This window comes from Aeromonas sp. NJAU223 (assembly GCF_051125555.1).
GTDB lineage: Bacteria > Pseudomonadota > Gammaproteobacteria > Enterobacterales > Aeromonadaceae > Aeromonas > Aeromonas veronii_G.
In genome coordinates, this window is record NZ_CP144204.1 from 1,164,146 (window position 1) to 1,177,995 (window position 13,850).

General features: G+C 61.1%; 16 protein-coding genes. 15 read left to right on the forward strand and 1 reads right to left on the reverse strand.

Going from position 1 to position 13,850, the window contains the following annotated elements:
• Positions 1-140 precede the first annotated feature (140 nt).
• From VZC39_RS05480 to VZC39_RS05535, 12 genes are all read left to right on the forward strand, one after another.
• The gene (locus VZC39_RS05480) at positions 141-956 is read left to right on the forward strand and encodes a M48 family metallopeptidase (RefSeq protein ID WP_349921425.1); all 816 of its coding nucleotides are present in this window, start codon (positions 141-143) and stop codon (positions 954-956) included.
• Positions 944-1,447, forward strand: a complete 504-nt coding sequence (locus VZC39_RS05485; RefSeq protein WP_434666405.1) for a GNAT family N-acetyltransferase — start codon at positions 944-946, stop codon at positions 1,445-1,447. The genes VZC39_RS05480 and VZC39_RS05485 overlap by 13 nt, the downstream gene beginning before the upstream one ends.
• A gap of 105 nt (positions 1,448-1,552) precedes the next feature.
• Positions 1,553-2,455, forward strand: coding sequence for an ROK family protein (locus tag VZC39_RS05490; protein WP_349921427.1), 903 nt, complete (start codon positions 1,553-1,555; stop codon positions 2,453-2,455).
• Between the two features lie 42 nt (positions 2,456-2,497).
• Positions 2,498-3,223 carry a copper homeostasis protein CutC gene (locus VZC39_RS05495; protein WP_434666408.1) on the forward strand — a complete coding sequence of 242 codons (726 nt, stop codon included), beginning with the start codon at positions 2,498-2,500 and terminating at the stop codon, positions 3,221-3,223.
• A 146-nt stretch (positions 3,224-3,369) separates the two neighbouring features.
• A complete protein-coding gene (locus VZC39_RS05500; protein ID WP_349921429.1) occupies positions 3,370-3,981 on the forward strand; it encodes an FKBP-type peptidyl-prolyl cis-trans isomerase in 612 nt (203 codons plus the stop codon).
• Between the two features lie 140 nt (positions 3,982-4,121).
• Positions 4,122-5,003 (forward strand): ABC transporter ATP-binding protein, encoded by an 882-nt coding sequence (locus VZC39_RS05505; RefSeq protein WP_349921430.1) that lies wholly within the window; start codon positions 4,122-4,124, stop codon positions 5,001-5,003.
• A complete protein-coding gene (locus tag VZC39_RS05510) occupies positions 5,000-6,013 on the forward strand; it encodes an ABC transporter permease (protein WP_434666413.1) in 1,014 nt (337 codons plus the stop codon). Before VZC39_RS05505 ends, VZC39_RS05510 begins: the two co-directional genes overlap by 4 nt.
• Complete coding sequence (locus VZC39_RS05515) at positions 5,998-6,309, forward strand: DUF2845 domain-containing protein (protein WP_434666415.1); 312 nt, start codon at positions 5,998-6,000, stop codon at positions 6,307-6,309. Before VZC39_RS05510 ends, VZC39_RS05515 begins: the two co-directional genes overlap by 16 nt.
• 514 nt (positions 6,310-6,823) lie before the next feature.
• Positions 6,824-7,843: an amino acid ABC transporter substrate-binding protein gene (locus VZC39_RS05520; protein WP_349921433.1), complete on the forward strand. Its 1,020-nt coding sequence runs from the start codon at positions 6,824-6,826 to the stop codon at positions 7,841-7,843.
• Between the two features lie 68 nt (positions 7,844-7,911).
• Positions 7,912-9,099: an amino acid ABC transporter permease gene (locus tag VZC39_RS05525; RefSeq protein ID WP_349921434.1), complete on the forward strand. Its 1,188-nt coding sequence runs from the start codon at positions 7,912-7,914 to the stop codon at positions 9,097-9,099.
• A gap of 9 nt (positions 9,100-9,108) precedes the next feature.
• Complete coding sequence (locus VZC39_RS05530) at positions 9,109-10,203, forward strand: amino acid ABC transporter permease (RefSeq protein WP_349921435.1); 1,095 nt, start codon at positions 9,109-9,111, stop codon at positions 10,201-10,203.
• A 93-nt stretch (positions 10,204-10,296) separates the two neighbouring features.
• Entirely contained in the window at positions 10,297-11,040 is a 744-nt protein-coding gene (locus VZC39_RS05535) for an amino acid ABC transporter ATP-binding protein (protein WP_349921437.1), read from the forward strand.
• Positions 11,041-11,129: 89 nt separating this feature from the next.
• Here VZC39_RS05535 and VZC39_RS05540 read toward each other — a convergent pair whose 3' ends face one another.
• Positions 11,130-11,345: a DUF1107 family protein gene (locus tag VZC39_RS05540; RefSeq protein ID WP_349921438.1), complete on the reverse strand. Its 216-nt coding sequence runs from the start codon at positions 11,343-11,345 to the stop codon at positions 11,130-11,132.
• A 208-nt stretch (positions 11,346-11,553) separates the two neighbouring features.
• On the opposite strand from VZC39_RS05540, the gene yfcD reads away from it, so the two are divergent.
• The 3 genes from yfcD (at position 11,554) to VZC39_RS05555 (ending at position 13,829) form a co-directional block, all read left to right on the forward strand.
• Positions 11,554-12,054, forward strand: coding sequence for an NUDIX hydrolase YfcD (yfcD, locus tag VZC39_RS05545; RefSeq protein WP_349922395.1), 501 nt, complete (start codon positions 11,554-11,556; stop codon positions 12,052-12,054).
• Between the two features lie 208 nt (positions 12,055-12,262).
• On the forward strand, positions 12,263-12,736 hold the full coding sequence (locus VZC39_RS05550; protein WP_349921439.1) for a peroxiredoxin: 474 nt from the start codon (positions 12,263-12,265) through the stop codon (positions 12,734-12,736).
• Positions 12,737-12,860: 124 nt separating this feature from the next.
• Positions 12,861-13,829 (forward strand): calcium/sodium antiporter, encoded by a 969-nt coding sequence (locus tag VZC39_RS05555; protein ID WP_434666422.1) that lies wholly within the window; start codon positions 12,861-12,863, stop codon positions 13,827-13,829.
• The last annotated feature ends 21 nt before the right edge of the window (positions 13,830-13,850 follow it).

The window sequence follows — 13,850 nt, forward strand, 5'->3', positions numbered from 1 at the left end:
TTGCAGACAAACGAGCCCCAGGTGGGCTCGTTTTTATTTTGGCGTGACGAGATTTTTGGTCGCAACTCCTGATGAGCAGACTTGCACCCCGGGTCGGCATTTCCGAAAATAGGGGCAACTTCATGATCAAGGATCCCTTCATGCGTGCCTCTTCTCTCTCCCCGTTTGGCCTGGTGGCCCTGTGCAGCGCCCTGTTGGCCGGCTGTGCCCAGTCGCCGACCGGTCGCAACCAGATGCTGCTCTTCTCCCCCCAGCAGATGAATCAGCTGGGTGCCGACTCGTTCGAGGAAATGAAGAAGCAGGAGAAGGTGAGCACGGATGCCCGGATGAATGCTTACGTCTCCTGCGTGGCCAAGGCGGTGACCGCCCAGGTGCCCGCCAGTTACGGCATCACCAGCTGGGAGGTGGTGGTGTTTGACTCCAAAGAGGTGAATGCCTTCGCCCTGCCCGGCGGCAAGATAGGGGTCTACAGCGGCCTGCTCAAGGTAGCCAAGAATCAGGATCAGCTCGCCACCGTCATCGGCCACGAGTTGACCCACGTACTGGCCCAGCACTCCAACGAACGCCTCTCTCGGGATCAGCTGACCGGCATCGGGCTGGCGGCGGCCGATGTGGCGCTCGGCGCGAGTGGCAGCAGCTATGGCGGTGCCACCATGGCGGCCCTCGGGCTTGGCGTCCAGGTAGGCATTACCTTGCCGTACGGTCGCGAGCAGGAGAGCGAGGCGGATCGTCTCGGGCTGGCGCTGATGGCCAAGGCTGGCTTCGATCCAGCGCAGGCCATCCCCTTGTGGCAAAACATGAGTGCCGCCTCCGGTGGCAAGGCGCCTCCCCAACTGCTCTCCACCCACCCGAGCGATGCCAGCCGCATCGCCGAGCTGCAGGCCCAGCAGGCCGAAGTGCAGCCTTTGTATCAGCAGGCGAGAGCCTCCGGCCTGGCCCCCCAGTGCAAGGCATAAGCCTGCGCCTCGCACGGCCCGCCGATGCCGCCGCCATGACGGTGATGCAGCGGGCCAGCTGGTTGGCAGCCTATGGCGATATGCTGGGGGAAGATGCACTGGCCCGGCTGGCGGTTACCGATCATCTGCAGATCTGGCAGCATCGTTTGGCCGACACCGGCCCCCAGCCCATGCTGATCTGCCAACACGAGGTGGTCATCGGTCTGCTCTACTGGCAGCCCGTGCGGGAGGAGGTGATGACTGCCCGCATCTGCGCCCTCTATCTGCATCCTGCCCATTGGCGCCAGGGTTATGGCAAGCGGCTGTGGCAGGCGGTGGCGGTGCAAATGCGACGATCCGGCTGCGAATGCGTCAAACTGTGGCTGCTTGATGGCAACCGGATAGGCGAGGGCTTCTATCAGCGTCGCGGCTTCGTGTTCGACGGGCAGGAGCGCACCCTCACCAGCCTGGGTCAGCCCTGCCTGCAGCGGCAAATGTCCCGTTTGCTTTGAGCTGGCTCCCGTTTTTGACTTCCCATTGCTTTATTTTTTCTGCGAATTAATACAATGTCCCCCTCTGGAATGGCTGGTCCGGTTCGTCGGCAAGGGAGTGTGGGCATGTATTACGGTTTTGACATTGGTGGCACCAAGATAGCCTTCGCGGTGTATGACGGCGGGTTGAATCTCTGTCACGAGGAGCGCATGAGCACCCCGGGGGATGACTATCCGGGGTTGCAGCAGCTCATCCGCAGCCGGGTGCTGGAGGCGGATGCCCGCTTCGGCGCCAAGGGGGTTGTTGGAATAGGCTTTCCCGGCATCCTCAACCGGGACGACAAGAGCATAGTGGCGGCGAACCTGCCCGCCATCCATGGCCGTCACCTGGGGGCTGACTTGACCGAACTGCTGGGACGCACCGTCCGGGTGGATAACGATGCCAACTGCTTCCTCTGGTCCGAAGTGCATCAGGGGGCCGCGGCCGGTGCGCAGAGTGCACTGGGCATGACCATAGGCACCGGTATCGGGGGCGCCGTCTATCTGGCCGGCCAACTGATCCAGGGCCGCAACTGGCTGGCGGGGGAGATAGGCCACTACCCGCTGCCCGCCACCATTCTGATGAAGTATCCCGACCTGCCGCGCCCCCGCTGTGGCTGTGGTCGGTTGGTCTGTTTCGAAACCTATGCGTCCGGTACTGGCCTCGAGCGTCTCTACCACCACTTCCACGGGGAGCGCGCCAGCGGTCATCAGATCGTCGCCCGCTACGAGGCGCACGAGCCGAGCGCCCTGACCACCATCGACTGCTGGCTGGAGATCCTGGCGGCAGGGCTTGCCACCGCCATCTCGGTGCTCGACCCCGAAGTGGTGGTGCTGGGCGGCGGCCTCAGTGGTTTACCGGCGCTGTATGAACAACTGCCCCGGCGCCTGCCCGGTCACCTGCTGCCCGGTGTTGCCCTGCCAGCCATCCGTCAGGCCCGCTTCGGTGGGGCAGGCGGAGTACGCGGCGCGGCTTTGCTCAATTTATGAGATCAGACACAGGGTCTGATCTCCCCTGAACAAGGAGTCATCATGACCCGTCTTGAAATCTGTATCGACAATCTGGAATCCCTGTTTACCGCCCAGCAAGCCGGCGCGGATCGCATCGAGCTCTGCTCTGCGCTGGGTCTGGGTGGTCTGACGCCCTCTTACGGTTTCATGCAGCAGGTGGCGCGCCATGCCACCATCCCCGTCTACGCCATGATCCGCCCCCGTGCCGGAGATTTCTGCTTCAGTGCCTTTGAATTCGAGATCATGCTGCAGGACATCGCAGCCGCCCGTGCCGCCGGTTTGCAGGGCGTCGTTGTGGGTCTGCTGGATGAGATGGGGCGGGTGCCCGCAGACCTGCTCAAGCAGCTGGTGGACTCGTCCGGCCCCCTTGGCGTCACTTTCCATCGCGCGATTGACCTTTGCTCCGACTGGCGCGCCGACCTCGAAACCATCGTCGACGCAGGCTGTGAGCGGATCCTGAGTTCGGGCCATGCTCCCACTGCGCTCGCGGGGCTCGAGACCCTGCAGGCGATGCAGCAGGCCTTGGCCGGACGCGCCAGCCTGATGCCGGGAGCCGGGGTCAATGCCGACAATGTGCGCACCATTCTGGAGTTTACCGGCGTGGACGAGGTGCACATGTCCGGTATGGGCTGGCGTGGCGGTATGGTGCCCCACGGCGTCAACATGGGGACCTCGGACGATGGCCGGGTCAATATTACCGATGGCGCCAAGGTGGCGGCGGTGCGGGCTCTGCTGGATTTGGGTTGAGCCCGGGCATTGCCGGATCAGTCTGCCCCGCATGTGTGAGCGTTCTCCCACGGGCAGGGAAATCGCCGTGGTCGCTGGCAGCACCTCGGGAAAAAGTCTGATATCATCCCGTCTCTTTTATTACCTGGATCTGGAGCTACATCTCAATGTCCCAATACGACTCTATCGAACAGAAGGCCAGCTACGGCATCGGCCGCAACATGGGTGATCAGCTGGCGCAGCAAGCTTTCGCCGGTCTGGATATCCCGGCCCTGCAGCAAGGTCTGGCTGATGCCCTGAACGGTCTGGAGTTCGCGGTCAGCCGTGACGATATCAACGATGCCTTCCAGGTCATCACTACCCGCATGCAGGCCGAGCAGGAAGCTGCTGCCAAGGCCGCCGCCGCCGATGGCGAAGCCTTCCTGGCCGACAACGCCAAGCGTGCCGGTGTGAATGTGACCGACTCCGGTCTGCAGTACGAAGTCATGGTCGAAGGCAATGGTGCCGTCCCGGTTGCCGGTCAGTCCGTCCGTGTGCACTACCACGGCACCTTCACCCACGGTGGCGTGTTTGACAGCTCCGTCGCCCGTGGCGAACCGGCCGAATTCCCGGTCACTGGCGTCATCGCCGGCTGGGTTGAAGCACTGCAACTGATGCCGGTTGGTTCCAAGTGGAAGCTCTACATTCCGCAGGATCTGGCCTACGGTGCCCGCGGTGCCGGCTCCATCCCGCCGTACTCCGCTCTGGTATTCGAAGTGGAGCTGCTGGACATCCTGTGATCCGGTAACTCTGCACTGACAAACGGCGACCTCTGGGTCGCCGTTTGCTTTTGTGCTCTTCTCCCATGGTGGGCAGGCTGGGTCATGGGCAAGTGGATCCGTTTTGGATATATAGTCAGAGCGTCTTCAGGGAGATCCCCATGGCTGCCATCATCGAAGTCATCGACCTTATCAAGCACTTCCCCGGCGTCAAGGCGGTGGACGGGCTCAGCTTTGCCATCCCCGCCGGCAGTTGCTTCGGCCTGCTTGGGCCAAACGGCGCGGGCAAAACCACCACCATCGAGTTGCTGGAAGGGATCCTCACCCCGGACAGCGGTCAGATCCTGTTCCATGGCGCCCCTCGCGATGCCGATTATCGCTCCCGCATCGGTATCCAGTTTCAGCACACGGCGTTGCAGGATTTTTTGACGGTGCGTGACACTCTGCGCCTGTTTGCCAGCCTCTATCCGAACCCCTTGCCGCGCGACCTGCTCATCGAGCTGTGCGCCCTCGGCGAATTCATCGACCGGGATAGCCGCAAGCTCTCCGGTGGCCAGCGTCAACGACTGCTACTGGCCCTGGCGCTGCTCGGGGATCCCGAATTGCTGTTTCTCGATGAGCCAACGACCGGGCTGGATCCCCAGGCGCGTCACCACTTCTGGCAGCGTATCGAGGCCATCAAGGCTCAGGGCAAGACGGTGGTGCTCACCACCCACTACATGGACGAGGCTCAGCAACTGTGCGATCAGATAGCCATCGTCGATCACGGTCATCTGCTGAGCCTGGATACCCCGGCGGCCCTGCTGGCCCGCCACTTTGACGGGGTATTGGTGCGTCTCGCGGATCATCCGGCTCTGGCACAACTGGGGCATCCATTGCAACGGCGTGGGGAACAGGTTGAGTTGACCTGCCCGGATGTGGCGCTCCTGTTGCCCCAATTGCTAAGGCTTGGGGTACCGCTGACCGGCATGCAGGTGCGTTCCCCCAATCTGGAGGATCTCTTCTTGCAACTGACCGGACATAGCCTAAGGAGCGGCGCATGAGCGGATCCCTGAGGCGCATCGGGGCACTGCTCCATGCCCGCAACCTCGAGTTTGTGCGCGATCGGGCCGCACTGGTCTGGAATCTGGCGTTTCCCCTGCTGCTGGTGATTGGGTTTTCCCTCCTCTTTTCCGGCCCACCCAAGCCCCTGGTGCAGATGGGCGTGCTGGGGGCGCTGCCTGCCGCCTATCAGCCCCTGAACAAGATTCCGCTGCTCAAGCTCATCCCCTATGGGGACGCAGAGAAGGGGCAGCTCAAGGTGCGCCATCATCAGCTGGACCTGCTGCTCTCACCCACCCGAGGCCAGTATTGGGTCAACCCGGATGCCCCCCAGGGGGCCATGGCGGAGTATTTGCTGCGTCAGGCGATCGGCTTGCCGTTGCAAAAGGAGGTGCTGTCGGGGCGAGCCATCCGCTATGGTGACTGGCTGTTGCCCGGGGTGATCGGCATGAATCTGATGTTCTCCGGCCTGTTTGGGGTCGGCTTCGTCATCGTCCGCTATCGCAAGAACGGGGTGCTCAAGCGACTGAGAGCGACCCCCCTGTCGGCGGCCGAGTTTCTCGGTGCCCAGCTGCTGTCGCGGGTACTGATCACCCTGGTGGTGAGCTTGTTGGTGTTTCTGGTGGCCTATTGGCTGCTGGGGGTGCCTCTGTTGGGCTCGGGCTGGTTACTGCTGCTGATTGCGCTGGTCGGTGGTACCGCCATGGCCTCGCTGGGTCTGCTCATCGCCGCTCGCCTCCAGAATGAGGAACTGGCGAGCGGCTTGCTCAATCTCATCAGCCTGCCCATGATGTTCCTGTCCGGTGTCTGGTTTTCGCTGGAAGGTTCTCCCCCTTGGTTGCAGGCCATTGGAGCCCGCCTTCCCTTAAGCCAGATCATCGAGGCTGCCCGCGCCGTGATGCTGGAGGGGGCGGGCTGGCAAGCGGTCGCGGGTGCCTTGGCCCAGGTCGCGCTGTTTGCACTGAGCTGCCTCGTGCTGGGGTCCCTGCTTTTTAAATGGAGCGCAAAATGAAGCTTCTCTGGGGTGTGTTGTTGCTCGCGGCCCTGCCGGTGAATGCGGGCACCTTGCGCTGCAAGAGTGCGCACCTGACCGAGGGAGATACCACGGCCGAGCTATTGATCCGCTGTGGTCAGCCGATGCTCAAGGAGGACTTGACCCGGTATGAAGAAAATGGCTTTGGGGCCCGCATGACGGTGAAATACGCCGAACGTTGGACCTACAACTTCGGCAAGAACCAGTTCATGCAGTTTGTGACCGTCGAAAACGGCGTCATCACCGAGATTGAAGATGGTCCACGGGGTGGTTGAAGCGCCGCTCATGGGGCTGCTCTTCCCTCTTCCATTATGATCTGGGCCTGCTTTCTCAACCCTTGTCTTCTCTGAAAACTAATCGCTTTCCACCCCCTCAGGGCGTGACACCTCGGTCACCCAGCCTCTGCTTTTTTACCGCAACGTCAGCTGCTCGCCATTGACAAGATGCTCCTCCCATTGGGGCATGCCAGCAGAAACATGAGCCTAATGAGTTAGTTGGTCGCAGATCTTGCTGCCCCGTTGTGGTGCGGCCCGATTTTTTTGCAAAAATAATCCTCATGGTATGAAAGGGCTATGGCAGCAGGCTATTTCGGAAATAAGGGTCTATTTTTTATTCATAAGGTGTTTAGCCACCCATTCAAACATTTTGTGCTGCTGCACCACAATTGGGCTGGGTTGCACCGATTGACAGGTTTTTTGAGGGCTGGATAAGCTGCGAAAAGTCGGGAAAAAGAGGGCATCTTGCGAGGTTTTTGATGCCAACTCAGATCAAACCACAGGGAAGAGTGACATGAAGCAGATACACAAGGCAGGTATGGTGATAGTGCTGTCGCTGGCGGCAGCCAATGTTTGGGCCGACGGCACCCTGGATGCGGTCAAGAAGAAAGGGTTCGTACAGTGCGGGGTCGGCGATGGCCTGCCCGGCTTCTCCAACCCGGATGCGAAAGGGACCTGGACTGGTCTGGATGTGGACGTGTGCCGCGCAGTTGCGGCTGCGGTATTTGGCGACGCCAGCAAGGTCAAATATGTCTCCCTCACCGCCAAGGAGCGCTTCACCGCGCTGCAGTCCGGTGAAGTGGATCTGCTCTCTCGCAATACCACCTGGACATTGACCCGGGACGGTTCTTTGGGGTTGACCTTTGCCGGGGTGAACTACTACGACGGTCAGGGGTTCCTGGTCAAGCAGTCCCTCGGGGTCAAGAGTGCCAAGGAGCTGGATGGGGCCGCGGTCTGCATTCAGTCCGGTACCACCACCGAGCTGAACCTGGCGGACTACTTCCGCGCCAATGGCGGCATGAAATACACCCCGGTGGTGTTTGACACCTCGGATCAGACCGTGAAAGGGTTTGAAGCCGGTCGCTGCGACGTCCTGACCTCGGATCAGTCCCAGCTCTACTCCCTCAAGATCAAGCTGACCAAGCCGGAAGAGGCGCTGGTATTGCCGGAGGTCATCTCCAAGGAGCCTCTGGGCCCGGCGGTGCGTCAGGGGGATGATCAATGGTTCAAGGTGGTACGCTGGAGCCTCTACGCCATGCTCAACGCCGAAGAGGCTGGCGTGACCAGCGCCAACGTGGACGAGATGCTCAAGTCCACCAACCCGGACGTCCGCCGTCTGCTGGGGCTGGAAGAGCCCAAGGGCACGGTACTGGGGCTGGATGACAAGTGGGCCTACAACATCGTCAAGCAGGTCGGCAACTACGGCGAGTCGTTCGATCGCAATGTGGGTGCCGGTTCGCCCCTCAAAATTGACCGTGGCATCAACGCGCTCTGGAACAAGGGCGGCCTGATGTACGCACCGCCCATCCGCTGAGTCGATGATTGTTCGGGGGGCCTGGCCCCCCGTTTTCCCCTTGCCTTGGCTTTGTCGGAGTCATCCTTATGGCGTCACATGCATCAAACCATAGGAAGGAACAGGGCCGTTGGTGGTACGACGCCAAGGTGCGGGCACTGGTGTTCCAGTGCCTGGCCATCGTCGCCGTTCTCACGTTTCTGTTTTACATCGTCAACAATGCCCTGACCAATCTGGCCACCCGTGGCATCACCACCGGCTTCGATTTCCTGGGCAATACCGCCGGGTTCGGCATCTTGCAGAGCCTGATCCCCTACGACGAAACCTATACCTTTGGCCGTACTTTTGTCGTCGGCCTGCTCAACACCCTGCTGGTTTCTGTGCTCGGTATCCTGTTTGCGACCCTGCTGGGGTTTGTGCTCGGGGTGGCCCGGCTGTCCAGCAACTGGCTGGTGGCCAAGATAGCCACCGTTTATATAGAGACCTTTCGCAACATACCGTTGCTGCTGCAGATCTTCTTCTGGTACTTCTCGGTGTTGCGCACCCTGCCATCCCCGCGCCAGAGCGTGGAGCTGGGTGAGCTTGCCTTTCTCAATGTGCGGGGTCTCTATCTACCCAAGCCCCTGTTTGAAGAAGGATTTGGCTATGTACTCTGGGCCCTGCTGCTGGCATTTTTCATCAGCTGGGGCCTGCGTCGCTGGGCCAGGCGCCGCCAGGAGCTGACCGGCAGGATATTCCCGATCTGGAGCTGCACGCTGGGGCTCATCCTATTGTTGCCCTTCATCACTTTCCTGCTGGTGGGGAGCCCGCTTGGCTGGAGCATCCCTGTCTTGCAGGGCTTCAACTTCCGGGGTGGCCTGACGGTGTTGCCGGAGCTCGCGGCGCTGCTGCTGGCGCTCACCATCTATACGGCGGCCTTCATCGCCGAGATAGTGCGTTCCGGCATTCTCGCCATCAGCAAGGGCCAGACGGAGGCGGCTTCCGCTCTGGGGCTGTCGCCCACCAAGACCCTGCGATTGGTGGTCATTCCCCAGGCGATGCGGGTCATCATTCCGCCGCTCACCAGTCAGTATCTCAATCTCACCAAGAACTCGTCGCTGGCTACCGCCATCGGTTATCCGGATCTGGTCTCGGTATTCATGGGCACGACCCTCAACCAGACCGGGCAGGCAATCGAGGTGATTGCCATGACCATGGGGGTCTATCTCCTCATCAGCATCAGTACCTCAATCCTGATGAATATCTACAACCGCCGGATGATGCTGGTCGAACGCTAGGGAGGCGTTATGTTTGTCAATGAAATGCAAGAGGCACTGCCTCCCCCCAGCAACAGACGTGGTGTGTTGGCCTGGCTTAGGCAGAATCTGTTTCCCAATTGGTGGAGCAGCCTATTGACCCTGGTGTTGGCCTATCTGCTGCTGCCACTGCTCTGGTCGGCGCTGGACTGGGCGCTGTTTTCCGCCACCTGGCAGGGGAGCGGCCGCGCCGACTGCACTCAGGAAGGGGCCTGCTGGATCTTCATCGAGAGTCGGCTCGGGCAATACCTCTACGGTTTCTATCCGGTGGATCAATATTGGCGCATCAATGTGGCCTTCATCGGTCTGGCGGTGCTGCTGGCACTGCTCATCTGGCCACGTACCCCTCGCAAGGGTTGGCTTGCACTCTTTACCCTGCTGGTGTTCCCCGTCATCGCCTTCCTGCTGATCCACGGCGGTGCCGGCCTTGCGGTGGTGGAAACCAATCGCTGGGGCGGGCTGATGCTGACCCTGGTGCTGGCAGTGGTGGGGATTGCGGCGGCGCTGCCCCTCGGGATCCTGCTGGCCCTGGGGCGACGCTCCCACATGCCGGTGATCTCCAGCCTCTCCACCGTCTATATCGAGTTCTGGCGGGCGGTGCCGCTTATCACTGTGCTGTTCATGGCCTCCGTCATGTTGCCACTGTTCATGACAAGCCAAGTTGAGCTGGACAAGCTGCTGCGGGCGCTCATCGGCATCATTTTGTTCCAGTCAGCCTATGTGGCCGAGGTGGTGCGGGGCGGGTTGCAGGCGATCCCCAAGGGGCAGTATGAGGCGGGGGAAGCCCTCGGGCTCTCCTACTGGAAGGTGATGGGTCTCATCATCATGCCCCAGGCCCTCAAGATCACCATCCCTTCTCTGGTGAACACCTTCATCTCGTTGTTCAAGGACACCAGCCTGGTGCTGATCATCGGTCTGTTTGACTTGCTCGCCATCTCCAAGGTGGCGCTGGCCGATCCGGCCTGGCTGGGGTTCTCTACCGAGGCCTATGTGTTCATCGCCATGGTCTTCTGGATGTTCTGTTTTGGCATGTCCCGTTACTCCATCTATCTGGAACACAAACTCAACACGGGTCACAAGCATTAGGAGTGGTTTCAATATGACAACGGATACAGGGATAGCCCTTAACAGCCCCTCTCATAAAGCATATGGGGTGCAGGTATCAGGAGTAGCTTCAAAATGACAACAGACACCGTGGTCGCGCTCAAGGATGTCAACAAGTGGTATGGCGAGTTTCATGTGCTGCGAAACATCAACCTGCAGGTGGGGAAGGGGGAGAAGATCGTCATCTGCGGGCCATCGGGTTCCGGCAAGTCCACCATGATCCGCTGCATCAACCGGCTGGAGGAGCATCAGAGCGGCGACATCCTGGTCAAGGGGACGGCACTCACTTCGGATCTCAAGAACATCGAGACGGTACGCCGGGAAGTCGGCATGGTGTTCCAGCACTTCAACCTTTTCCCCCACCTGACGGTGCTGGAAAATTGCTGCCTGGCCCCAATCTGGGTCAAACAGCTGCCGCGCAAGGAGGCTGAGGAGATCGCCATGAACTTCCTGCGCCGGGTCAGGATCCCGGAGCAGGCCCTGAAGTACCCGGGGCAGCTCTCCGGCGGTCAGCAGCAGCGGGTGGCCATCGCCCGCAGCCTCTGCATGAATCCGCAGGTGATGCTGTTCGATGAACCCACTTCGGCACTGGATCCCGAGATGGTGCGCGAGGTGCTGGATGTGATGGTGGAACTGGCTCATGAAGGGATGACCATGCTCTGCGTCACCCACGAGATGGGCTTTGCCAAGCAGGTGGCGGACCGGGTGATCTTCATGGACCGCGGCCAGATCATCGAGGAGAACGTGCCGGATCAGTTCTTCGACAATCCCCAGTCGGATCGTACCAAGCTGTTCCTCTCCCAGATACTGCAGCACTGAGCCCGTTCCCCGTCATGAAAACGGCCCGCGCGCGATGAGCGGCGGGCCAAAATGTTCATGGAAGCAGACTACAGATGGAAAGGAGTATGTCAGCCAGGCAACAGGGCCGTGGTGCGCAGATCCCGCACCGCCAGGTTGATCTGCCGGGCCAGCCGCAAGGCCTGATGGCAGCTCAGCGTCTTCAAATCGATGGCTCCACCGCTGAATTCGAATCGCCCCAGCGCCTCTATCATGAAGCTACCGTGGTGGAAGCTCTTGATATAGCGGGCAATCTGGCGAGGAGACAACTGCTTGAACACCTTCATGGTAAAACACCCCGTTGCTTGGACAGGGCACACTATGCCGCCATCCCGTGACACTAATGTGACATCTTATGGAGTTTCGTATGAATTCGGTTTTCCCTGATCTCGATGATGGCAAACAAAGTGTCCGACTCATGTAAAAGTTGTGCTCGGGTGGGGGGCATGCCCGATATACTGCGGCTCACTGGATGATTGCAACAAGGTGTCTCGTGTGGAGTGGGTGGACATAGTAGATGAGCAGGACCGCGTGATCGGGGTTGCCGATCGGGCCAGGGTGCGGCGGGAGAACCTGCGCCACCGCGCCAGCTATATCCTGGTGCTGGACGATGAGGATCGCATCCTGGTGCAGCGGCGTACGCTCGGCAAGGATTTCTGTCCCGGCATGCTGGATGCCTGTGCCGGCGGCGTGGTGACCACGGGGGAGGCGATGGAGCCGAGCGCCCGGCGGGAGCTGGCGGAGGAGCTCGGGATCCTGGACGTACCGTTGCAAAGTTTTGGCACCTTCTATGCCGAGGGGGAAGGGCAGGACCATGGCTGTGCTTACCGGGTCTGGGGCGGGCTGTTCAGCTGCCGTTATCAGGGGCCCTTGCAACTGCAGGCGGAAGAGGTGAGCGCCGTCTACTGGATGAGCCTGGCCGAGATAGCGCTGCGGGCCGATGAGTTTACCCCGGATTCTCTACTGGCGGTGTCAACCTGGCAGGCGCGCCGTTAGCGCCGGGTTGCTACGAGAGCAAATTACACTCTCACGCTTCTTCCTGCCGCCATCCCTGCGGAGTGCGGGCTTGAACCCTGATCCGCAAGGATGGCGTCTCCCCGGCGCCACCTCTCACCGGGGCGGTATGCTGGCGTAACGACGTGTCACCCCGGGCCGCCTTGGAGTAGACTGAGGCTCCTCTTCAGCCCGTTAAGGACAAGTGCACATGATCACAGTCGGCCAATCCCTGCCCGCAGGGGAGTTCACCTTCATCACCGCCGAAGGCAAGCAGGTACAGGATACCCAGGCCCTGTTTGCGGGCAAGCGGGTGGTGCTGTTTGCGGTGCCCGGCGCCTTTACCCCGACCTGTTCCAACGCCCATCTGCCCGGCTACGTGGTGCTGGCCGATCAGTTCCAGGCCAAGGGAGTGGATGCCATCTATTGCCTCTCGGTGAACGATGCCTTCGTGATGCGGGCCTGGCAGGAGGCGCAGAATGCCTCGGCCATCACCATGCTGGCAGACGGTGACGGCAGCTGGACCCGGGCCCTCGGCCTTGCCAAGGAGACCGGTGCCTTCGGTGGCCTGCGTGCCCAGCGCTTCGCCCTGATTGCTGACAATGGCGTGGTAGAGCAGCTGTTTGTGGAGGCCCCCGGCAAGTTCGAGGTGTCCGATGCCGAGAGTCTGCTGGCAGCCCTGTGAAATGTTAATCATTGGTTGATTAACGCTTGAAATAGCAAGAGGGCCCGCTACACTGGGCCCGTTTTTGGATGGAGCCAGGCACAACGCCTGGCTCTCGTGTTTGCAGCCGATGAGATAGAAGAATATGACCCTGGCTTTTGTTGCCCTGATTGCCGGACTGGCGCTGCTGGTCTGGAGTGCGGATAAATTTGTGGATGGCGCCGCGGCGACCGCCCGTTATGCCGGCATGCCGCCGCTGCTGATCGGCATGGTGATCATCGGTTTTGGCACCTCGGCTCCCGAGATGGTGGTCTCCGCACTGGCGGCCTCCCAGGGCAACCCCGGCCTGGCCCTTGGCAACGCCTATGGCTCCAACATCACCAACATCGCGCTGATCCTGGGTCTGACTGCCCTTATCAGTCCCATCGCCGTCTCCTCTCAGGTGGTTCGCAAGGAGATCCCCATCCTGCTCGGCATCACCCTGCTCTCCGGTGCCCTGCTCATCGATGGCCATCTGGGCAGAGGAGATGCCCTGATCCTTGGGGCCGTGTTCCTGGTGCTGATGGGATGGTCCATCTGGGAAGGCATGCGCAGCAAGGGGGATGCCCTCGATGAGAACACCAGCGATGACATCGGCAGCGAGGGCATGTCCCTCAAGAACGCCATCTTCTGGCTGGTGCTCGGGCTGGTACTGCTCATCGTCGCCTCCCGTCTGCTGGTCTGGGGGGCGGTGACGATTGCCCAGGCGCTTGGCATCAGCGATCTGGTGATTGGCCTGACCATCGTAGCCGTGGGCACCTCGCTGCCGGAGCTGGCCTCGTCGCTCATCGCCATTCGCAAGAAGGAGCACGATCTGGCCCTTGGCAACGTGCTCGGCTCCAACCTGTTCAATACCCTGGCCGTGGTGGGCATCGCCGCGGGGATCGCCCCGCTGGATGTCGATCCGGCCGTGCTCTCTCGCGACTGGTCCGTGATGATGGGACTGACCCTGCTGCTGCTGGTGATGTGCCTGGGCCGCAAGGGGCAGGGGCGGATCAACCGGGTGGAAGGGGGGCTGCTGCTCGCCATCTTCGTGGCCTACACCGCCTGGCTGCTGGGCAGTCAGTTTGTCTGACGCCTTGGTGATGAAAAAAAG

Coding starts and splice junctions, on each gene's coding strand:
- VZC39_RS05505 (WP_349921430.1), top strand. CDS start 4,122: ATGGCTGCCATCATCGAAGTCATCGACCTTATCAAGCACTTCCCCGGC.
- VZC39_RS05515 (WP_434666415.1), top strand. CDS start 5,998: ATGGAGCGCAAAATGAAGCTTCTCTGGGGTGTGTTGTTGCTCGCGGCC.
- VZC39_RS05520 (WP_349921433.1), top strand. CDS start 6,824: ATGAAGCAGATACACAAGGCAGGTATGGTGATAGTGCTGTCGCTGGCG.
- VZC39_RS05550 (WP_349921439.1), top strand. CDS start 12,263: ATGATCACAGTCGGCCAATCCCTGCCCGCAGGGGAGTTCACCTTCATC.
- VZC39_RS05525 (WP_349921434.1), top strand. CDS start 7,912: ATGGCGTCACATGCATCAAACCATAGGAAGGAACAGGGCCGTTGGTGG.
- VZC39_RS05535 (WP_349921437.1), top strand. CDS start 10,297: ATGACAACAGACACCGTGGTCGCGCTCAAGGATGTCAACAAGTGGTAT.
- VZC39_RS05500 (WP_349921429.1), top strand. CDS start 3,370: ATGTCCCAATACGACTCTATCGAACAGAAGGCCAGCTACGGCATCGGC.
- VZC39_RS05510 (WP_434666413.1), top strand. CDS start 5,000: ATGAGCGGATCCCTGAGGCGCATCGGGGCACTGCTCCATGCCCGCAAC.
- VZC39_RS05540 (WP_349921438.1), bottom strand. CDS start 11,345: ATGAAGGTGTTCAAGCAGTTGTCTCCTCGCCAGATTGCCCGCTATATC.
- VZC39_RS05490 (WP_349921427.1), top strand. CDS start 1,553: ATGTATTACGGTTTTGACATTGGTGGCACCAAGATAGCCTTCGCGGTG.
- VZC39_RS05530 (WP_349921435.1), top strand. CDS start 9,109: ATGTTTGTCAATGAAATGCAAGAGGCACTGCCTCCCCCCAGCAACAGA.
- VZC39_RS05495 (WP_434666408.1), top strand. CDS start 2,498: ATGACCCGTCTTGAAATCTGTATCGACAATCTGGAATCCCTGTTTACC.
- VZC39_RS05480 (WP_349921425.1), top strand. CDS start 141: ATGCGTGCCTCTTCTCTCTCCCCGTTTGGCCTGGTGGCCCTGTGCAGC.
- VZC39_RS05555 (WP_434666422.1), top strand. CDS start 12,861: ATGACCCTGGCTTTTGTTGCCCTGATTGCCGGACTGGCGCTGCTGGTC.